The 19,439-nt window shown below is 71.2% G+C and carries 17 protein-coding genes; 2 read left to right on the top strand and 15 right to left on the bottom strand.

Translation table 11 applies throughout. The features are described 5' to 3' along the window. Nucleotides 1-3: 3 nt before the first annotated feature. The 15 genes from ispG to ACFYXE_RS07430 all read right to left on the bottom strand — a co-directional run bounded on the left by ispG (nt 4) and on the right by ACFYXE_RS07430 (nt 16,950). Nucleotides 4-1,170: a flavodoxin-dependent (E)-4-hydroxy-3-methylbut-2-enyl-diphosphate synthase gene (gene ispG / locus ACFYXE_RS07500; RefSeq protein WP_389309944.1), complete on the bottom strand. Its 1,167-nt coding sequence runs from the start codon at nt 1,168-1,170 to the stop codon at nt 4-6. 4 nt (nt 1,171-1,174) lie between these two features. Then, nucleotides 1,175-2,197 (bottom strand): adenosyl-hopene transferase HpnH, encoded by a 1,023-nt coding sequence (gene hpnH / locus ACFYXE_RS07495; RefSeq protein ID WP_361169930.1) that lies wholly within the window; start codon nt 2,195-2,197, stop codon nt 1,175-1,177. A gap of 5 nt (nt 2,198-2,202) precedes the next feature. After that, nucleotides 2,203-2,856: a 1-hydroxy-2-methyl-2-butenyl 4-diphosphate reductase gene (locus ACFYXE_RS07490; protein ID WP_361169927.1), complete on the bottom strand. Its 654-nt coding sequence runs from the start codon at nt 2,854-2,856 to the stop codon at nt 2,203-2,205. Beyond that, entirely contained in the window at nt 2,856-4,871 is a 2,016-nt protein-coding gene (gene shc / locus ACFYXE_RS07485; RefSeq protein WP_389309940.1) for a squalene--hopene cyclase, read from the bottom strand. Before shc ends, ACFYXE_RS07490 begins: the two co-directional genes overlap by 1 nt. A gap of 134 nt (nt 4,872-5,005) precedes the next feature. Continuing rightward, on the bottom strand, nt 5,006-6,139 hold the full coding sequence (locus ACFYXE_RS07480) for a polyprenyl synthetase family protein (protein ID WP_389309937.1): 1,134 nt from the start codon (nt 6,137-6,139) through the stop codon (nt 5,006-5,008). Further along, nucleotides 6,136-7,545 carry a hydroxysqualene dehydroxylase HpnE gene (gene hpnE / locus ACFYXE_RS07475; protein WP_389311365.1) on the bottom strand — a complete coding sequence of 470 codons (1,410 nt, stop codon included), beginning with the start codon at nt 7,543-7,545 and terminating at the stop codon, nt 6,136-6,138. Before hpnE ends, ACFYXE_RS07480 begins: the two co-directional genes overlap by 4 nt. A gap of 124 nt (nt 7,546-7,669) precedes the next feature. Next, a complete protein-coding gene (hpnD, locus tag ACFYXE_RS07470; RefSeq protein ID WP_361169918.1) occupies nt 7,670-8,620 on the bottom strand; it encodes a presqualene diphosphate synthase HpnD in 951 nt (316 codons plus the stop codon). Continuing rightward, nucleotides 8,617-9,516 (bottom strand): squalene synthase HpnC, encoded by a 900-nt coding sequence (hpnC, locus tag ACFYXE_RS07465; protein WP_389309933.1) that lies wholly within the window; start codon nt 9,514-9,516, stop codon nt 8,617-8,619. Before hpnC ends, hpnD begins: the two co-directional genes overlap by 4 nt. Before the next feature lie 347 nt (nt 9,517-9,863). Beyond that, a complete protein-coding gene (locus ACFYXE_RS07460; RefSeq protein ID WP_389309930.1) occupies nt 9,864-10,661 on the bottom strand; it encodes an ABC transporter ATP-binding protein in 798 nt (265 codons plus the stop codon). Further along, nucleotides 10,654-11,592 carry an ABC transporter permease gene (locus ACFYXE_RS07455; protein ID WP_389309928.1) on the bottom strand — a complete coding sequence of 313 codons (939 nt, stop codon included), beginning with the start codon at nt 11,590-11,592 and terminating at the stop codon, nt 10,654-10,656. Before ACFYXE_RS07455 ends, ACFYXE_RS07460 begins: the two co-directional genes overlap by 8 nt. A 95-nt stretch (nt 11,593-11,687) precedes the next feature. Beyond that, the gene (locus ACFYXE_RS07450; protein WP_361169986.1) at nt 11,688-12,533 is read right to left on the bottom strand and encodes a glycosyltransferase; all 846 of its coding nucleotides are present in this window, start codon (nt 12,531-12,533) and stop codon (nt 11,688-11,690) included. A gap of 44 nt (nt 12,534-12,577) precedes the next feature. Continuing rightward, nucleotides 12,578-13,357 (bottom strand): CDP-alcohol phosphatidyltransferase family protein, encoded by a 780-nt coding sequence (locus tag ACFYXE_RS07445; RefSeq protein ID WP_361169906.1) that lies wholly within the window; start codon nt 13,355-13,357, stop codon nt 12,578-12,580. Then, the gene (locus ACFYXE_RS07440) at nt 13,335-14,402 is read right to left on the bottom strand and encodes an iron-containing alcohol dehydrogenase family protein (protein ID WP_361169903.1); all 1,068 of its coding nucleotides are present in this window, start codon (nt 14,400-14,402) and stop codon (nt 13,335-13,337) included. Before ACFYXE_RS07440 ends, ACFYXE_RS07445 begins: the two co-directional genes overlap by 23 nt. Beyond that, the gene (locus tag ACFYXE_RS07435) at nt 14,390-15,142 is read right to left on the bottom strand and encodes a phosphocholine cytidylyltransferase family protein (protein WP_361169900.1); all 753 of its coding nucleotides are present in this window, start codon (nt 15,140-15,142) and stop codon (nt 14,390-14,392) included. Before ACFYXE_RS07435 ends, ACFYXE_RS07440 begins: the two co-directional genes overlap by 13 nt. Beyond that, nucleotides 15,139-16,950: a DUF5941 domain-containing protein gene (locus tag ACFYXE_RS07430; RefSeq protein WP_389311362.1), complete on the bottom strand. Its 1,812-nt coding sequence runs from the start codon at nt 16,948-16,950 to the stop codon at nt 15,139-15,141. Before ACFYXE_RS07430 ends, ACFYXE_RS07435 begins: the two co-directional genes overlap by 4 nt. 288 nt (nt 16,951-17,238) lie before the next feature. Here ACFYXE_RS07430 and galE point away from each other — a divergent pair, with 288 nt between their 5' ends. Both galE and ACFYXE_RS07420 read left to right on the top strand, forming a co-directional pair. Then, nucleotides 17,239-18,222 carry a UDP-glucose 4-epimerase GalE gene (gene galE, locus ACFYXE_RS07425; RefSeq protein ID WP_389309923.1) on the top strand — a complete coding sequence of 328 codons (984 nt, stop codon included), beginning with the start codon at nt 17,239-17,241 and terminating at the stop codon, nt 18,220-18,222. A gap of 179 nt (nt 18,223-18,401) precedes the next feature. Beyond that, nucleotides 18,402-19,340: a cation diffusion facilitator family transporter gene (locus ACFYXE_RS07420; protein WP_389309920.1), complete on the top strand. Its 939-nt coding sequence runs from the start codon at nt 18,402-18,404 to the stop codon at nt 19,338-19,340. Nucleotides 19,341-19,439 lie beyond the last annotated feature (99 nt).

The following is a 19,439-nucleotide window of genomic DNA, read 5'->3' as shown; positions in this document are numbered from 1 at the left end:
TCCTCAGCTCACGGTGACGTCGGGTACCCCTGACGGGATGCCGTCGTCCTCCATCTGCGCGGCGATCTTCATCGCCTCCTCGATGAGGGTCTCCACGATCCTCGACTCGGGGACGGTCTTGATGACCTCGCCCTTCACGAAGATCTGCCCCTTGCCGTTGCCGGAAGCGACGCCGAGGTCGGCCTCGCGGGCCTCGCCCGGGCCGTTCACGACGCAGCCCATGACGGCGACGCGGAGCGGGACCTCCATGCCGTCCAGACCGGCCGTCACCTCGTCGGCGAGCCGGTACACGTCGACCTGGGCGCGGCCGCAGGACGGGCAGGAGACGATCTCCAGGCGGCGCCGGCGCAGGTTCAGGGACTCCAGGATCTGGATGCCGACCTTGACCTCCTCGACCGGGGGCGCCGACAGCGAGACGCGGATCGTGTCGCCGATGCCCTCGGACAGCAGCGCGCCGAAGGCGACCGCCGACTTGACCGTGCCCTGGAAGGCCGGCCCTGCCTCGGTCACGCCGAGGTGCAGCGGATAGTCGCAGGCCGCGGCGAGCTGCCGGTACGCGTTGACCATGACCACCGGGTCGTTGTGCTTGACCGAGATCTTGATGTCGCGGAACCCGTGCTCCTCGAAGAGCGAGGCCTCCCACAGGGCGGACTCGACGAGGGCCTCCGGCGTGGCCTTGCCGTACTTGGCGAGCAGCCGCTTGTCGAGGGAGCCCGCGTTGACGCCGATCCGGATGGGCGTGCCCGCCTGCGCCGCCGCCCGCGCGATCTCGCGCACCTTGTCGTCGAACTGCTTGATGTTGCCCGGGTTCACCCGGACCGCGGCACAGCCCGCGTCGATCGCCGCGAACACGTACTTCGGCTGGAAGTGGATGTCGGCGATCACCGGGATCTGCGACTTGCGGGCGATCGTGGCCAGCGCGTCCGCGTCGTCCTGCGTGGGGCACGCCACCCGCACGATCTGACAGCCGGAGGCCGTCAGCTCCGCGATCTGCTGCAGCGTCGCCCCGATGTCGGACGTGCGCGTCGTCGTCATCGACTGCACCGAGACCGGCGCACCGCCCCCCACGGCCACCGGCCCGACCTCGATGCGCCGCGCGAGGCGGCGCTCGGCGATCGGCCGGACCGGCAGCTCCGGGAGGCCCAGGGAAACGGGCACTCCAGGGGTCATGACGTCACCCGCGGTTTCCGGAGACCGTCTCGCGGGCCGCGCGGATGGACTCCTTGAGGGAGCCCATGGTGGCGAGGACGGCGGTCGGCTCGTAGCCGCAGTGCGCCATGCAGTTGGCGCACCGCGGGTCCTTGCCGCGGCCGTACTTGCTCCAGTCGGTCTCCTCGATGAGCTCCCGGTACGTGGGGACGTAGCCGTCGCTCATCAGGTAGCAGGGGCGCTGCCAGCCGAAGAGCGAGTAGTTCGGGATCGCCCACGCCGTGCACGGGAAGTCCGCCTTGCCCTCCAGGAAGTCCAGGAAGAGCGGCGAGTGGTTGAGCCGCCAGCGCCGCCGGTTGCCGCCCGCGAAGGCCTTCTTGAAGAGCTCCCGGGTCTGCTCGACGCCGAGGAAGTGCTCCTGGTCGGGCGCCTTCTCGTAGGCGTAGGCGGGCGAGAGCATCATCTCGTCGACCTCGAGGTCGTCGTTGAGGAAATTGAGGACCTCGATGATGGTCTGCGGGGTGTCCGTGTTGAAGAAGGTCGAATTGGTGGTGACGCGGAAACCGCGCCGCTTGGCCTCCTTGATGGCCGCCACCGCCTCGTCGAACACCCCCTCCTTCGCGACGGACTCGTCGTGCCGCTCCCGCATGCCGTCGATGTGCACGGCGAAAGCGAAATACGGCGACGGCGTGAACTTCTCGATCTTCTTGCGCAACAGCATCGCGTTGGTGCACAGGAAGACATACTTCTTCTTGGCCACCAACTGGCGCACGATCTCATCGATCTGAGGGTGCATCAGGGGCTCTCCGCCCGCGATGGACACCATCGGCGCACCGGACTCGAGCACGGCGCCCACGGCCTGCGCCACCGGCATGCGCTGCTTGAGCACCCCGGCCGGGTGCTGGATCTTGCCGCATCCCTCGCACTTCAGGTTGCAGGCGAAGAGCGGCTCCAATTCGACGATCAGCGGAAACTTGTCCCGCTTGCGCAGCTTCTGTTCAAAGAGATACGTAGCGACCTTGATGGACTGGCGAAGCGGCATGGCCATCTGGCTCACCTCCGAGGGAGCAGCGAAGAACGGTGCCATTCAAAGAAAGCGGGGAGCACGGCACGAAGAACGCGGAAAGCTGATATTCCACCGCGCACCGTGCCGATGCGGACGAGTTCGTGCTGTGGGGCATCCACGACCACCCGGACGGCGGCAACGGGCCGCTGTCCGGCCCGCAGGGCGCTGTGCAGCGTCGCGGCGGACTCCATGTCCACGGCGATCGCGCCCGTGGCCAGGAGATCGCCGCGCTCGTGGCCGCGGACGACGTGGTCGGAGCCGGTGAGCGGTCCGGTGTGCACGGTGCGGCCGGGCACGGCCCGCACCAGCTCCTGGACCAGCAGCCCGGTTCCCGTACAGGTGGTGCTGCCGCGCGTGTCCCTGGTCTCCTCGGCGACGACCAGGTCGCCGGGGTGCATCCCGGGGGCGAGTCCGGCACAGAAGCCGGTGGCCAGGACGGCCGCGTCGCGCAGGGTTTCCTTTCCGAGCGCCCCGGTGACGGCGCGCTCGGCGTTCTTGGGGCCCATGCCGGTGCGCAGCACGGTCATGGCTCCGGGGGCACCGCTGCGGTCCCCGGTGCGCAGGGCGAGGTGCTCGATGCCGAGCGCGCAGGCGATCAGCAGCGGCGCGGGGCCCGGCCGCGGGGCCGGGGTCCGGTTCATCAGCTGCCCTTGCCCGGACGGTCGCCGGAGGCGCCCGCGAAGGGGTCGCCGTTGACGTACCGGCCGAGCGCGGTGAGCGGGAACACCTGCCGGTAGAGGTGGTAGTTGATGGAGAAGTCCCAGGGGAAGCCGGTGCCGGTGAAGTACGGCTCGTCCCAGGAGCCGTCCTCGGCCTGGGTCTCGGCGAGCCAGGTCACCGCCCGCTCCACGGACTTGGCCTCGGTCTCCCCGGCCGACAGCAGCGCGAGCAGCGCCCAGGCGGTCTGGGAGGCGGTCGACGTGCCGTGCCCGACCCAGCCGCGCTCGCGGTAGGAGCGCAGGTCCTCGCCCCAGCCGCCGTCCTCGTTCTGCACCGACTCCAGCCAGCTCACGGCGCGGCGGATCGCGGGGTGCGAGACGGGCAGTCCCGCGGTGACCAGCGCGGGCACCACCGAGCCCGTGCCGTAGATGTAGTTGACGCCCCAGCGGCCGAACCAGCCGCCCTCCGGCTCCTGTTCGGCGAGCAGCCACTCGATGCCGCGCCGGGTGCGCGGGTCGTGGGACCTGCCCTCGACCGCGAGCATCTCCACCACATGGCCGGTGACGTCGGCGGACGGCGGGTCGATGACCTCGCCGAAGTCGCAGAACGGCAGCCGGTTGGGGAAGGGGCTGGTGTTGTCGACGTCGAAGGCGCCCCAGGCGCCGTTCTTCGACTGCATGCCGAGGTTCCAGCGCACCCCGCGCTCGATGGCGTTCTCCAGGCGGGCCTTGTCCGGGTGCGCGACCCGGCGCAGCGCGAGCGCCACCTCGGCGGTGTCGTCGATGTCGGGGTAGTTGTCGTTGTGGAACTCGAACGCCCAGCCGCCCGGCACGAGTCCGGGTCTGCGCACCGACCAGTCCCCCGGCCGCACGATCTGCTCGCCGAGCATCCAGTCCGCCGCCTTCACCAACTGCGGGTGGTCCGCGGGCAGTCCGGCGTCGGCCAGCGCGATGGTCGCCAGGCAGGTGTCCCAGACGGGCGACTGGCAGGCCTCGATCATCCGCGCGCCGTCCGCGCGCCACACCGCGAACCGGTCGAGCGAGTCGAGCCCGGCCTTGAGGACGGGGTGGTCGAGGTCGTAGCCGAGCAGGTGCAGCGCGATGACGGAGTAGACGGCGGGCGGCTGGATCCCGCCCCAGCAGCCGTCGTTCTCCTGCCGCTCGATGATCCAGCGCGCCGCGGTGTTCATGGCGGCCTTGCGCAGCCGGCGCGGCGCGACCTTGTGATAGACGTGCAGCACCTTGTCCAGCCGCTGGAAGACCCCGTCCCAACTGGCCACCGGGGCAAGCGGTCTGGTCGGATTGGGGATCCGGGCGTCGGTGTGCAGCTCGTCCAGGGCGAAGGGCGCGGGGCGCACCGGCCGCTTCGCGGAGACCACGGTGAGCGGCACGATGGTCTGCCGCGCCCAGCAGCCGAAGTCGTAGATGTTGAGCGGGACCCACTTGGGGAAGTAGATGAGCTCCGGCGGGAGTTCGGGCAGGTCGTCCCACTTCCACCAGCCGAACAGGGCGAGCCAGATACGGGTGAAGACCCGGCTCGCGGCGATGCCGCCCTGCGCGCGGACCCAGGCGGACGCCCTCGCCATGTGCGGCGCGTCCGGCAGGTCCCCGGCCAGGCGCAGCGCGACGTACGCCTCGATGGTGGTGGAGAGCTCGCCGGGCCCGCCGAAGAAGGTGGCCCAGGTGCCGTCGTCGCGCTGCTCGCCGCGGATGAAGAGCGCGGCGGCCTGCGTGGTCCGCTCGTCCCTGATGCCGAGGAACTGCCGCAGGAGAAGGTCCTCGGCGTCCATGGTCACATTGGTCTCGAGGTCGCCCTTCCACCAGCCCTGGGCGTCCTGGCGGGCGAGCAGGAACTCCGTGGATCGTTGTATGGCGCGCGCGGCGGCGTCACGAACGCCCGGCGGCGCGGCGGTCGTGCGCGTGGTGTCGGTGGTCCGGCTGGCCGAGGCTGCGCGGGGCGTGGCCGCTCCGGTGCTTCCGTCGGTCGTCGCTGTCATGGCTTCCCCTTCGTGCAGTGCAGTGGCTACGTCTGCTGTGGGTCCGCCGTCGGCCGGTGCGGTGCGCCGGCCGGCGACTGCCTGGGAGTCCGGGGGTCAGCCCCCGGACGACCCGGATATCCGCGCGATAGTGATCATCTCTCCCGTACGACGACGAAGTCGGCGAGCGCGACGAGCTGCGCCCGGATCCTCTCCGGCATCCGCACGGAGTCCAGCGCCTCGATGGCGATGGCGTGCTGGCGCCGGGCCTCCTTGGCGGTCCACTCGCGGCCGCCCGCCTCCTCGATCAGGGCGGCGCGCATCGCGAACTCCTCCTCGGAGAAACTCTCGAAGTCGGTGCTCTTGGCGTCGGCGGTGAGCAGTTCGCCGAGGCGCTCGGACGCGGGGCCGCCCGCGGCGAGCGCGGCCACCACGGGCAGCGACTTCTTGCGCTGACGCAGATCGCTCCACGTCTGCTTTCCGGTGGCCTCCGGGTCGCCCCAGATGCCGAGCAGGTCGTCCACGGCCTGGAAGGCGAGGCCGAGGTGGTAGCCGTACTTCTCCAGCGTGTCGGCGGTGCGGTCGTCCGCGCCGCCGAGGACGGCGCCGATGGAGACCGCGCAGGCGAGCAGGGCGCCAGTCTTCTTGCCCTCCATCTCCAGGCACTCCTCGACGGTGACCCGGTCGCGGTGCTCGTAGCTGATGTCCTGCGCCTGGCCGTCGATCAGCGCGCGGGTGGCGGTGGTCAGGCGGCGGGTGGCGCGGCCCGCCTCGACGGTGCCGAGCTCCAGGAGGATCTCGTTGCCGAGGGCGAACAGGGCGTCGCCCACGAGGATGGCCTGCGCGGGACCGTGCACCTTCCACACCGTGTCGCGGTGGCGGCGCTGTTCGTCGCCGTCCATCAGGTCGTCGTGCAGCAGCGAGAAGTTGTGCACGAGCTCGACGGCGACGGCCCCGGGGACGCCGACCTCGGGCGGTGCGCCCGCGGCCTCGGCGGAGAGCAGGGCGAGGGCGGGCCGCACGGCCTTGCCGCCGTCCCCGTCGGAGGGGTTGCCCTCGGCGTCGATCCAGCCGAAGTGGTAGGCGGCGACGGTGTCCATGGGCGGTGCGAGGCGGTCCACCGCGGCCCGCAGCACCGGGGTGGCCAGGGTCCTTCCTTGTTCGAGCAGTGAGGTCACGTCCACCGTGTCGGCAGCCGTTTTCTCGGCCGAGGGCACAGTCGGCACAGTTTCTCCTCTTGTTCCGGTGCTGGTTCTCTGGGGACCTGACCCCAGGTGGTCGAGCTTCACGCCGCCGCCTCCTCGAACGCGAAGAGGTGATCACGGGGGCGGTCGAGGGTGGAGAGGGCGGCCCCGGCCGCGCTGATGCCGCTGCGCACGGCGCTCTCCATGGTCGCGGGCCAGCCGGTGGCGGTCCACGCGCCCGCGAGGTAGAGGCCGCGGGCCTTGGTGCGGGCGCCGGGGCGGAGCCTGCCGACGCCGGGGGTGGGTGCGAACGTCGCCGTGCGCTCGCGGGTGACGAAGAAGTCCCGTACCTCGGCGCCGCGTGCCGCGGGCAGCAGCCGCTCGAGCTCGGGCAGATAGCGCTCTCTCAGCGTGGCGACGGGCGCGTCGATCTCGTCCTGGGCGACCGACTGGGAGAGCGCGAGGTACTGCCCCTCGGTGAGCCCGGACGCCTCGGTCCGGTCGAAGACCCACTGGACGGGCGAGCCGAGGGCGGCGAAGAACGGCCGTTTCAGGACCTTGCGGTCGTAGACGACGTGGATGTTGAGGATCGGCGCGGTGTCGATGTCGAGCAGCAGGTCGGGCCGGTCGAGGGCGCCGTCGGGGAGCAGGCCGTGCGTCTCGTGCTGGGGCACGGCGAGGACGACGGTTTCGGCCTCGATGCTCTCGCCGGGAACGTCCACCCGCCACCTTCCGTTGTCCGTACGGGAGATGGAGGTGACTCGTGTCCTCAGTTCCGTACGGACTCCCGCGGCGTCGAGCGCCTTGCGGGCCAGCTTGTCGTGCAGATCACCGAGGGGCACCCGGGCCCAGCCGATGTCGGCGGCGCCCGGATCCGACAGCAGCCCGGTCTTGAACACCATCGCGGCGAGCGCCAGCGAGGCGTCACCCGCGACGGCGTTGAGCGTGGCCACGCCCACCAGGTCCCAGAGGGCCTCGATGGCGCGCGGCGACTGGCCGTGCCGGGCCAGCCAGCTGCCGAAGTCCTGGCCGTCGAGTGCGGGATCGGTCAGGTCGAGTCCCTTGAGGGCGAGCGCCGCGCGCCCCACCTTGGCGCGCTCGGCGACCGACAGATGCGGGTAGGTGGCCAGGCTCGCCGCCAGGTGCAGGGGCACGGGCAGCCCCGCGCGGCGCAGGCGGCCGAGGCGGTTGCGGTCGGCGTCCAGGACGGGCACGTCGAGACGTTCCTGCAGGGGCGCGAGGTGGGCGGCGTCCACGCGGTCGAGGAACCAGCGGTAGGCGGTGCAGCAGCGCAGGTAGACGTGCTGGCCGTTGTCGACGGTGAGCGGGCCGCGCTGGAAGGAGAAGGCGAGCCCGCCGAGCCGCGGTCGGCCTTCGAGCAGCGTGACGCGCAGCCCCGCGTCGGCGAGCGCGAGCGCCGCGGTGATACCGGCGAGGCCACCGCCGACCACCACGGCGGCCGCCCCTCCGGGACGGCCATCGGCATCCGCGATCAGCCCCCCGGGCTGCATGTCTTCGCTCTTCACGCACCCACCCCCTCGGCCGTTGCAGTCTGGGACGCGACCTTGGAGCGGAGGGTTGCCCGCCGCTTGGTGCCGGGCGCCCCACCCGCCCCACGACCGGTCCGCACGCGCATCACGCACGCCTCCTGACGGCCTGCCGTGACACGTTCCGCGCGTCGAGTCCGGACAGTCCGCGCACCGCGACGTACGCCTTCTCGCGGCCCGGCAGCGAGACGCGGCCGCGCAGCACCGCCTCGGGCTCGCGCTCGATGCGGTCGAGCAGGCGGCGGTAGATCCCGGCCATGGCCGCGACGCAGGCGCCGCTGCGCCGGTCCAGCAGGGGCAGCAGGCGGTAGCCCTCGGCGAACAGGGTCCGCGCGCGGCGCACCTCGAAGTGGACCAGTCCCGCGAAGTCGGACCCGGCGGGCGGCTCGGAGCCCGAGAATCCGGCGGAGCAGCCGAACTTGGCGAGGTCGTCGGCGGGCAGGTAGGTCCGCCCGTCCTGTGCGTCCTCGCGAACGTCCCGGAGAATGTTGGTCAGTTGGAGCGCGAGACCGAGCGTGTCGGCATACTCCGGCGCGCGCTCGGCGTTCAGCGCCCCCCGCTCGGTGCCGAACACGCCGAGCGAGAGCCGCCCGATGGCACCGGCCACGCAGCGGCAGTAGACCTTCAGGTCCTCCCACGTCTCGTACGTCTCACCGCGTACGTCCATGAGGACGCCGTCGATGAGCTCGTCGAGGCCGTCCATCGGGATGGGGAAGTGCGCGGCGGCGTGCGCGAGGGCGACGGCCACCGGGTCGGTGTCGTCCTCGGCGACCCGGCCCGCGCCGATCCGGGCGACCAGGGCCCGGGTCTCGTCGAGCCGCTCCTTCTTGACGTCCGGCGCGAGCGCGCCGTCGCCGATGTCGTCCACCCGCCGCGAGAGGGCGTAGAGGGCGGACATGGCCCGTCGCTTCGACGTCGGCAGCAGCCTGATGCCGTACGCGAAGTTGCGCGCCTGCTGTCCGGTGACGGCCTCGCAGTAGCTGTACGCGGCGAGCACCTGTGCGGACACGTGCGGCTCCGTCTCCACGGTCCGGCTCACCCCTCTCCTCGCAGAACTGCACCCGTCTCGCGCAGCAGGCGGGGCTTGGTGGGTCTGGGTGGCCCCGGCAGCACGTCGTACCCCGCGTCGACGATCGCCCGGACCGCCGCCCTCCCCCCTGCCACGAAGCCGGCCAGCAGCAGCTTCAGCCTGCCGTGGACGCTACCCACCAGGGGGGTGCCTTCATTCAGGAGGCCGCGGGTGCGTTCCGCTTCGAAGGCGACCAGGGCGCGCACCGAGGCGCCCGCGGTCGGCAGGGACAGGTCTGACTCACTCACGTGGAACCGCTTCATGTCCTCGACGGGCAGGTAGATGCGGCCGCGCCGCAGGTCTTCGGCGACGTCCTGGAGGTGCTCGACGATCTGCAGGCCGGTGCAGACCGCGTCCGAGCGCCGGATGCGCTCGGGGGTCTCCGTCCCGGTGATCGCGAGCACGAGACGTCCGATCGGGTTGGCGGAGAGCGCGCAGTACGCGACGAGGTCGTCGTAGGTCTCGTAGCGCGTGACGAGCTGGTCCTGGCGGTTGGCCTCGATCAGGGCCAGGAAGGGGTCGATGGTCAGGGTGCCCCGGTCGGCGGCCGGCCGCAGCGCCCGCACCAGCGGGTGGCCGGGTTCCGCGCCGGAGAAGAGGGCGCCGAGATCGGCCTCGACGGCGTCCAGGAGGGGCATCGGGTCATCCGTGGCGGCGTCGGGCAGGCCCAGGTGGCGGGCGTGGGCGGAGCCGGGGGGCAGGTCGCCGTCGCCGATGTCGTCGATGAGGCGCACGACGCCGTACACCGCCATCAGGTCGTCCCGCCAGGACCGGGGCAGGAAGAAGGGCGCCACGGGGAAGTTCTCGTCCGCGGCCTTGTCGAGGACGGCGGATGCATCGCGGAGCTGGAGATCATCCGTAGCCATTGCCGTCACATCTCCCGTTCTACACTGCCGACCCAATACATCCTATTTCGGACACGCCGCCCAGCAATCTCCGGGGCGGACCGTGCTCCGAGGCGGGGCGCCGCGCGATATCGCCCCACTTGCCGCGAATCAGCACCGGTACAGCTTACGTTGTACAACCCATCCCGCATCGTCGGGGTGTTCGGCGCATCACAACAACACACCGATTGGCGTCAATCTTCCCTGGGCGCCGGTGAGTTGAGGGACCCGTGGGGCCCTGGGGACACCCTTGCACGACAGTGCCCCGCCGGAAGGCTTCCGACGGGGCACTGCTGCCGGACGGGTGTACGTCCGGTGGCGCAAATGGGCTACTTGCCCGTGAACTTCTCGTACTCCTTGATGACCTCGTCCGTGGGGCCGTCCATGCGCAGCTCGCCGCGCTCCAGCCACAGCACACGGTCGCAGGTGTCGCGGATCGACTTGTTGTTGTGGCTGACCAGGAAGACCGTGCCGGCCGACTTGCGCAGCTCGCGGATGCGGGCCTCGGAGCGCTTCTGGAACTTGCGGTCGCCGGTGGCCAGGGCCTCGTCGATCATCAAAACGTCGTGGTCCTTGGCCGCCGCGATGGAAAAGCGCAGGCGGGCGGCCATGCCGGAGGAGTAGGTGCGCATCGGGAGGGTGATGAAGTCACCCTTCTCGTTGATCCCGGAGAAGTCGACGATCTCCTGGTAGCGCTCCTTGATCTGCTCGCGGGACATGCCCATGGCGAGTCCGCCCAGGATGACGTTCCGCTCACCGGTCAGGTCGTTCATCAGGGCCGCGTTCACGCCGAGCAGCGAGGGCTGGCCATCGGTGTAGACCTTGCCCTGCTCGGCGGGGAGCAGGCCGGCGATGGCGCGCAGCAGGGTGGACTTGCCGGAGCCGTTCGAGCCGATCAGGCCGATGGCCTCGCCGCGGTAGGCGGTGAAGCTGACCCCGCGCACCGCGTGCACCTTGCGCACGCCGCGCTCCTCGCCGCGCTTGAGGATGCGGCTCAGCGCGGAGGTGGCACTGCCCTTGCCCGTCTTCGCACCGTTGACGCGGTAGACGATGTGCAGCTCGTCGGCGATGACGGTGGGGATGTGCGACCGGGAAGGGGGGGTGTCGTTGATCTTGTCGTCAGCCACGGCCGTAGCGCTCCTCAGCCTTCCAGAAGTACACGAAGCCACCTGCGGCGACCAGCACGGCCCAGCCCGCGGCGACCGCCCAGACGTGCGGCGGCAGATTCTCGGAACCGTAGCCGTCGATCAGCGCGAAGCGCATCAGGTCCATGTAGATGGCCGCCGGGTTCCACTGCAGGATGTCGGCGATCCACTCCGACCTGTCCTTGAGCATCACCGGGATGGAGAACATGACGCCGGACGCGTACATCCAGGTCCGCATCACGAACGGCATCAGCTGCGCGAGGTCGGGCGTCTTGCTGCCCAGCCGCGCCATGATCATCGCGAGGCCCGTGTTGAACAGGAACTGCAGGAGGAGGACCGGGACGATCAGCAGCCACGACAGCGCGGGGTAGCTGCCGAACCCGATCATGATGATGAACAGCACGATCATCGAGAAGAGCAGCTGCTGGAGCTGCTGCAGCGAGAACGAGACCGGCAGCGAGGCGCGCGGGAAGTGCAGCGCGCGGACCAGGCCGAGGTTGCCCGCGATCGCCCGGACGCCCGCCATCACCGAGGACTGGGTGAAGGTGAACACGAAGACGCCCGTGACCAGGAACGGGACGTAGACCTCGCGGGGCATGCCCCGGTCGGCGCCCAGGATCAGGCCGAAGATGAGGAAGTAGACGAGCGCGTTGAGCAGCGGCGTCGCCACCTGCCACAGCTGGCCGAGCTTGGCCTGGCTGTACTGGGCGGTCAGCTTGGCCTGGGAGAAGGCGAGGATGAAGTGGCGCCGTCCCCAGAGCTGGCGGACGTACTCGAAAAGTCCGGGGCGGGCGCCGCTGACGGTCAGACCGTACTTGGCGGCGAGGTCGGCCCGGGAGAGCCCGTCATCGGGCGACGGGGTCGACAGGGATGCTGTCACGGCGACCCCGCCGTCATGCGTTGTCTCACTCACGAGTGGAAACTTTCGTCTTCAGATGCGCAGCCGGTCGGGCGTAGGCGTGGGCCAGGGACCGGGGTATGGCCCGAATGCTCTCAGACCCGAGCTTGTCAGATGACGGGAGGTCGGCCCAGTCGGGTCAGCCGCCACACCGTACGCCACTTCATGGGTGTGCGCGGCCCGCAGGGCGTGGTCCAGCCCTCCTTGAAACCGCCGAACCAGGCCTTCAGGGCCGGGCCCGAGGGGCGCCGGGCGAGGGTGAGGAGCATCCAGACGCCGAGGTAGACCGGGACCAGCGGCGCGGGGAGGTTGCGACGGGCCAGCCAGACGCGGTTGCGGGCCACCATGCGGTGGTAGACCGCGTGCCGCGAGGGGGCCGTCGTCGGGTGGAAGAGGACCATGTCGGAGCGGTAGTCGATCATCCAGCCCGCGTTCAGCGCGCGCCAGGCGAGGTCGGTCTCCTCGTGCGCGTAGAAGAACTCGCCGGGCAGACCGCCGACCTCGGCGAGGACCTTCGTGCGCACGGCGTTGGCGCCGCCGAGGAACGTCGTCACGCGCGAGGAGCGCATCGGGTCCGAGGCGCGCAGCCGCGGCACGTGCCGGCGCTGGGTCTCGCCCGTGTCCGGGTCCGCGATGCGGAAGCTGATGATGCCGAGCTCCGGGTCGGCGGCGAAGGCCTCGCGGCACAGCTGCGCCGTGTCCATCGTCGCGAGCAGGCCGTCGTCGTCGAGGAACAGCAGGATGTCCACGTCGGTGCCGCCGGGGCCGAAGGCCTCGATGCCGACGTTGCGGCCGCCGGGGATGCCGAGGTTCTCGGGCAGTTCCACGGTGCGGACGCCGTCGGGGACCTCGGGGACGGGGGCGCCGTTGCCGACCACGACCACCTCGACCGGGTCGCCGTCCTGCTTGGCGACCGAGTCGAGGAGGGCGCGCAGCTCCTGCGGCCGGTTGCCCATCGTGATGATGACGGCGCCGACCTTGGAATTCTGTGCCGCGGTGTTCACTTCAACCTGCTCGATACGAGGATGGACACGAGGTGGAGCAGGGTCTGCAGCAGCGCGATGCCCGCGAGCACGGCGACGCCCAGACGCGAGAAGAACAGATCGCCGCGGACCGAGTCGACGATCGCGAGCCCCAGGATCAGCAGGGACGCCTCGACGCCGAGGATCAGCCGGTGGAACTTGAGCGCGGCGGCGGCCTTGCGGGCCAGCGCCATGCCGGACGAGCGCGGCTCGGACGCCGCCTCCTTGACCGGCGGCTTGCCCGTCTGGTGGCGGGCGACGCCGACGAGGTCCGTCTCGGCCTTGATCAGGATCGCGCCGAGCGCGGCCAGGGTGCCCAGGAAGGCCCACAGCCAGTCGATGCGTCCCGAGCCCCACAGGTCGGCGGCGCGCAGGCCGAAGCCGACCAGGACGGCGGCGTCGCACAGGTAGGCGGCGACCCGGTCCAGGTAGACGCCCGCCATCGAGTACTGCTTCTTCCAGCGGGCGATCTCGCCGTCGACGCAGTCGAGCAGCAGGTAGAGCTGGACCGCGAGCACGCCGAGCACGGCGCCCGTGATCCCCGGCACCAGCAGGGCCGGGGCGGCGAGGGCGCCGGCGACGGTCATCACGTAGGTCAGCTGGTTGGGCGTGACCCTCGTGTTCACCAGGTGCCGGTCGATGCGCAGGGAGACCTCGCGCATGTAGAGCCGGCCGGCCCAGTGTTCGCCGCTGCGCCGGTCCTTCACCCCCGGGGGGTGAACGACCGGGCGGAGCTCAGCTACCGATGGTTTTTGCATAGTCGGCGTATGCGTCCCTGATCTGGTCGGTGGACAGGTCGAGGTGTTCGAGGATCGTGTAGCGGCCCGGGCGGGTCTGCGGAGCGAACTCCACGACCTGCACGAACTCCTCCACGGTGAAGCCGATCTCCTCCGGCAGCACCGGCAGGCCGTGGCGGCGCAGCACCTTGGCCATGAACGCCGACTCCTCGCGGGCACCGCGCAGGTGCATCGCGAAGGCGGCGCCGAGCCCGCACTGCTCGCCGTGGCTCGCGGCGCGCTTGGGGAAGAGGAGGTCGAAGGCGTGGTTGATCTCGTGGCAGGCGCCGGACGCCGGGCGGGAGTCGCCCGAGATCGACATCGCGATGCCGGTGAGGACCAGTCCCTCGGCCAGGACCTGGAGGAAGCCGTCGTCGCCGACGCCGCCGGGGTGGCGCAGCACGGCCTCGCCGGCCTGGCGGGCCATGGCGGCGGCGAGACCGTCGATGTCCTCGCCGCGCTCGCGGGCGGCGAGCTCCCAGTCCGCGATCGCGGAGATGTTGGACAGGGCGTCGCCGATGCCGGAGCGGACGAAGCGGACGGGCGCCTCACGGATCACGTCGAGGTCGATGACGACGGCGATCGGGTTCGGCACGCCGTACGAGCCGCGCCCCGCGTCGTTGTCGAGGGTGGCGACCGGCGAGCAGAGGCCGTCGTGCGACAGGTTCGTCGCGACGGCGACCAGCGGCAGGCCGACGCGCGCCGCGGCGAACTTGGCGCAGTCGATGATCTTGCCGCCGCCGAGGCCGACGATCGCGTCGTAGCGGCCCGACTTCCTGATGTCGTCGGCGAGCTTGATGGCGTCGTCGAGCGTGCCACCGCCCACCTCGAACCACTCGGCGCCGCCCAGCGAGGGCGCGAGCCGCTCACGGAGCACCGCGCCCGAGCCACCGCTGATGGCGATGGCCAGCTTGCCGGTCGACGAGCAGATCCGCTGGTCGGCGAGGACACCGGCCAGGTCGTCGAGCGCCCCCGGCCGGATGTCGACGACGACCGGCGAGGGGATGAGCCTCGTCAGTACTGGCACGCGATCTCCCGGCCCTTGGCGAGGTCGTCGTGGTTGTCGATCTCGACCCACTTGACGTCGCCGATCGGCGCCACGTCGATCTTGAAGCCGCGGTTGACGAGCTCCTGGTAGCCGTCCTCGTAGTAGAGGTCGGGGTCGCGCTCGAAGGTGGTCTTCAGCGCGTCGGCGAGCTCGTCGGCCGCCTCGCCCTCGATGAGGGTGACGCCGATGTACTCACCGGTGGCCGTGGCCGGGTCCATGAGCTTGGTGATCTTCTGGACGCCCTTGGCGGGGTCCACGATGACCTTCATCTCCTCGTCGGCGAGGTTCTTCACCGTGTCGAGGGCGAGGATGATCTTCTTGCCGTCGCCGCGGGCGGCGAGCAGCGTCTTCTCGACGGAGACCGGGTGCACGGTGTCGCCGTTGGCGAGGATCACCGAGTGCTTGATCGAGTCGCGGCCGCACCACAGGGAGTAGGCGTTGTTCCACTCCTCGGCCTTGTCGTTGTCGATCAGGGTCAGCTTGAGGTTGTACTTGGCCTCGAGCGCCGCCTTGCGCTCGTAGACCGCCTCCTTGCGGTACCCGACGATGATCGCGACCTCGGTCAGGCCGATCTCGGCGAAGTTGCCGAGGGTGAGGTCCAGGACGGTGAGGCTGTCCTCGTTGCCCTCCGGACCCACCGGCACCAGAGCCTTGGGCAGGGTGTCGGTGTAGGGGCGAAGACGCCGTCCGGCGCCGGCCGCCAGCACGAGGCCGATCATGCGGGTTCTCCTTCATCGTGTACGGCGGGTGCGCCATGCTTGCTGGCAACAACCCAGAAGCGGATGCTCTCGACGAGCACCACGAGTGCCACGGCCACGGCGAGTGCCGTGAGCGCGACGGTGAAATCTGCGGCGGGCAGCACGGTCGCGGCCAGCACGACCACGAGGGCCCTGCCTTCCTGGCCGCCGATCGCCCGCACCAGCCGGCGCGGGGGCGCGCCGGTGCCGCCCTTGATGCGGTACACCGTGTCGTAGTGATGGTAGGCGACCGCGGCCACGAGCCCGAAAGCCGCGGGCAGCGCTCCGTTCACATCGGCTTTGGCCGCCAGTACCAGGACCGTGCCGTATTCGGCGGCGCGGAAGAACGGCGGAACCAGCCAGTCCAGGGGGGCCTTGAGGGGCCGGGTCAGGGCCAGGCCCGACAGGGCGACGTAGAGGGCGGCGCCGACGAGCACGGCGGGGCTGCCGTAGGGGGCGGTCAGCGCGGTGGCGACGAGCACGGCGCCGCCGACGAAGGCGAGGACCGGGGCGGGCCGCAGCCAGGACCGGGGGCCCAGGGCCGTGAAGGCCGAGGCCGGCCAGCCGTTGTCGGCGAGGTCGCCGAGAGCGCGCGCGGCGCGGTCGGTGCGGGTCGCCTTGCGGGTCAGCGAGCGCAGGACGCGGCCCGCCGTGGTGTAGCAGGCGGCGAGCCCGCAGCCGACGAGCAGGACGACGAGGGTGATGCGCGGGGTGGTGACCGCGGTGAGCACGGCGATCATCGCCCAGCGCTCGCCGATCGGGAGCACGATCATCCGGCGCGCCCAGACCGTCCACCCGACGCTGTCGAGCTTGTCGGAAAGGGCCGCGGTGGGGCTGGTGTTGGCGGTCGCGGCCGTACTGTCGGAGTTCGCCTCGTTGAACGAGAAGTCGACGACGTGCCGGCAGGTCTGCAGGACCATCGCGCCGAGCGCGAGCGCCCAGACGTCGTCGCCGCCGCGGGCCGCGCCGAGCGCGAGGCCCGCGTAGTAGGCGTACTCCTTGGCCCGGTCGAACGTCGCGTCCAGCCAGGCGCCCAGCGTCGAGTACTGCAGGGAGTAGCGGGCGAGCTGCCCGTCGGTGCAGTCCAGGACGAAGGAGAGGAGCAGCAGCACGCCCGCGGCGACGAAGCCGCCGCGCGTCCCGGTCGCCGCGCAGCCCGCCGCGATCAGGGCGGTGAGCAGGGAGGCGGTGGTGACCTGGTTCGGGGTCAGGCCCCGGCGGGCGCACCAGCGGGCGATGTAGCGCGAGTACGGGGAGATGCAGTAGGTCGTGAAGAAGCCGTCGCGCGACTTGACCGCGGTGCGCAGCCGCACGGCCTCGTCGTCGACGGCGGCGACGGCCTGGCGGGCCTCGTTGCGGGTCTGCGGGTCGCTGGGCACCGTGGCGACGAGGGTGCCGAGGTCGGGGCGGTGCACGTCGGCGGCGCCGGACTCCATGGCCGCGGCGATGTCGTCGGGGAGCGCGTCGAGCGTCACCACCCGGCCCGTGGCACCCGCGGTCGCCCGCAGGGCGCGGGTGAGTTCCTGGCGGGCCTCCGGCTTGGCCGTGACGGCGCCGGGCACCGCGCAGGCGGCGAAGCGGGGGTCGGTGAGGCCGAGGCGCAGCGCGTGGACGTGTCCGACGAAGCGCGCGTCGACGAGCGCGACCCGCTGGTCGCCCGGCACCGCGGCGAGCAGCGCCTCGGCGTCCGCCGCGTCGGAGGCGACCCGCACATCGAAGCCCAGGGACCGCAGATCGCCTTCGAGCGGCGACCCGGGGACCGGCTGACCGGTGAGGATGGCGGTCGACAGACGAACTCACTCCTTGAGTACCGGCGCGGCTCGCGCCGGGCACATGCGTAAGGGGAGCGCCCCTGGCCTTGGCGGCCGGGCGGCACGTCGGCAGAGGCTATCGGATGTTGGGAAGCGGGCGTTCATCACCCGTTCACGCCCCGATAAGGGCGGCCTGCGAGGGCCTCGGCCTTCGCGATCATCATGGTGGATGGGGGGCCGCGCTCACAAACCGCGTCCGTGCGGCGCCCGGCTTGCCCGCATAGGGGCCACCTGTGCCCGCCGGGTGTTCGCTTAGGGTGGGCGCCCATGACATGGCTGATCACAGGCGGGGCTGGATACATCGGGGCACACGTGGCGCGGGTCATGGCCGGTGCCGGGGAGCAGGTCGTCGTCCTGGACGACGTCTCGTCGGGGGTGCCGCAGCGGCTGCCCGCGGACATGCCCCTCGTCAAGGGCTCCTCGCTGGACGGGGATCTGCTGCGCCGGGTGTTCGCCGAGCACGGGGTGACGGGTGTGGTGCATCTCGCGGCCCGCAAGCAGGTCGGGGAGTCGGTGGAGCAGCCGCTGCGCTACTACCGGGAGAACCTGGGCGGCCTGACGACGCTCCTGGAGGCGGTCGCCGAGGCGGGCATCGAGCGGTTCGTCTTCTCCTCGTCCGCGGCGGTGTACGGCAATCCGCCGGACGCGGAGCTGGTGGGCGAGGACACGCCGTGCGCGCCGGTCAGCCCGTACGGCGAGACGAAACTCGCCGGGGAGTGGCTGGTCAGGGCGGCCGGGCGGGCGCACGGCATCGCGACGGTCTGCCTGCGCTACTTCAACGTGGCGGGCGCCGCCTCGCCCGAGCTCGCGGACACCGGCGTCTTCAACGTGATCCCGATGGTCTTCGACCGGCTGCGGCGCGGCGAGGCACCGCGGATCTTCGGTGACACCCACCCGACCCCGGACGGCACCTGTGTCCGTGACTACGTGCACGTCTGCGACCTCGCCGAGGCCCACCTCGCGGCGGCCCGCCGGCTCACGGCGGGGGCCGAGGGCGACCTGACGGTGAACATCGGGCGGGGCCGCGGAGTTTCCGTACGCGAACTGATCACCGTCATCGGCGAGGTGAGCGGGGACACCCGTCCCGCGCTCGTCGGGCCGGCCCGTGCCGGTGACTCGCCGCGCGCCGTCGCGGACGCCCGGCTGGCGGCCGCGGAGCTGGGCTGGACGGCGCGGCTCGGGGTGCGCGAGATGGTCGAGTCGGCGTGGGCGGGATGGTGTCTGCACCACCCGGACGCACGCCGCGACTGATCGTCGCGGGGCGCTGACCTGCACCCCCTTCGCTTGTCGGCAACCGTTGCCATTTTCCCAGGTCAGCGCAGTGATAACGGTGTTCAGTACCGCGTTGCCAGATACCCCCCACCCGTAGTTCACTGTCGTCCGCGACCAGCACACGGCACGACCGATGACCGACGCGGGAGGGCGGCTCCATGGGGGCTGGGCACGATCACGGACACACGCACGGGGCACCGACGACGGGCACGGCGGCCCACGCCTACAAGGGCCGCCTCAAGGTGGCCCTGACGATCACGATCACGGTCATGCTGGCCCAGATCGTGGGCGGCGTCATGGCGGACTCGCTCGCGCTCGTCGCGGACGCGACGCACATGGCGACCGACGCCCTGGGCCTGGGCATGGCCCTGCTCGCGATCCACTTCGCGAACCGGCCGCCCACCGAGAACCGCACCTTCGGCTATGCCCGGGCGGAGATCCTCGCCGCGCTCGCGAACTGTCTGCTGCTGCTCGGCGTGGGCGGCTACGTGCTGTACGAGGCGATCGAGCGGTTCATCACACCCGCACAGACCGAGGGCGGCCTCGCCGTCTACTTCGGCGTCTTCGGCCTCGTCGCGAACATGATCTCGCTCTCGCTCCTGATGCGCGGCCAGCGGGACAGCCTGAACGTGCGCGGCGCCTTCCTGGAGGTCGTCGCGGACACCCTCGGCTCGGTCGCGGTCATCATCGCGGCCGTCGTGATCATGCTCACCGGCTGGCAGGCCGCCGACCCGATCGCCTCCCTCGTCATCGGCTTCATGATCGTCCCGCGGACGGTCAAGCTCCTCAAGGAGACCCTGAACGTGCTCCTGGAGTCGGCGCCCAAGGGAGTCGACATGGCGGAGGTGCGGGCGCACATCCTGGACCTGCCGGGCGTCGAGGAGGTCCACGACCTGCACGCCTGGACGATCACGTCGGGTCTGCCCGTGCTCTCCGCCCATGTGGTGGTGAGCTCCGGCACGCTCGACTCGATCGGCCACGAGAAGATGCTGCACGAACTGCAGGGCTGCCTGGGCGACCACTTCGACGTCGAGCACTGCACCTTCCAGCTGGAGCCGAGCGGGCACGCGGAGCACGAGGCGAAGCTCTGCCACTGAGGATCCGCGGCGGCCGGCCGCGGCGCCCGGCCGCCGGGTCCCTTTCGAGCCCCCTTACGGGAACGGAATCCGGCCAGGTTCCGACGTCGCCACCGGCGC

Origin of the sequence: Streptomyces sp. NPDC002564, from assembly GCF_042889645.1 — a bacterium.
Lineage (GTDB): Bacteria > Actinomycetota > Actinomycetes > Streptomycetales > Streptomycetaceae > Streptomyces.
Note: the sequence above shows the minus strand (reverse complement) of the source record. Positions and strands in the feature narration are given on the sequence as shown.

Coding starts and splice junctions, on each gene's coding strand:
- ispG (WP_389309944.1), bottom strand. CDS start 1,170: ATGACCCCTGGAGTGCCCGTTTCCCTGGGCCTCCCGGAGCTGCCGGTC.
- hpnH (WP_361169930.1), bottom strand. CDS start 2,197: ATGGCCATGCCGCTTCGCCAGTCCATCAAGGTCGCTACGTATCTCTTT.
- ACFYXE_RS07490 (WP_361169927.1), bottom strand. CDS start 2,856: ATGAACCGGACCCCGGCCCCGCGGCCGGGCCCCGCGCCGCTGCTGATC.
- shc (WP_389309940.1), bottom strand. CDS start 4,871: ATGACAGCGACGACCGACGGAAGCACCGGAGCGGCCACGCCCCGCGCA.
- hpnE (WP_389311365.1), bottom strand. CDS start 7,545: ATGCAGCCCGGGGGGCTGATCGCGGATGCCGATGGCCGTCCCGGAGGG.
- hpnC (WP_389309933.1), bottom strand. CDS start 9,516: ATGGCTACGGATGATCTCCAGCTCCGCGATGCATCCGCCGTCCTCGAC.
- ACFYXE_RS07450 (WP_361169986.1), bottom strand. CDS start 12,533: ATGGGCAACCGGCCGCAGGAGCTGCGCGCCCTCCTCGACTCGGTCGCC.
- ACFYXE_RS07445 (WP_361169906.1), bottom strand. CDS start 13,357: ATGCAAAAACCATCGGTAGCTGAGCTCCGCCCGGTCGTTCACCCCCCG.
- ACFYXE_RS07435 (WP_361169900.1), bottom strand. CDS start 15,142: ATGATCGGCCTCGTGCTGGCGGCCGGCGCCGGACGGCGTCTTCGCCCC.
- galE (WP_389309923.1), top strand. CDS start 17,239: ATGACATGGCTGATCACAGGCGGGGCTGGATACATCGGGGCACACGTG.
- ACFYXE_RS07420 (WP_389309920.1), top strand. CDS start 18,402: ATGGGGGCTGGGCACGATCACGGACACACGCACGGGGCACCGACGACG.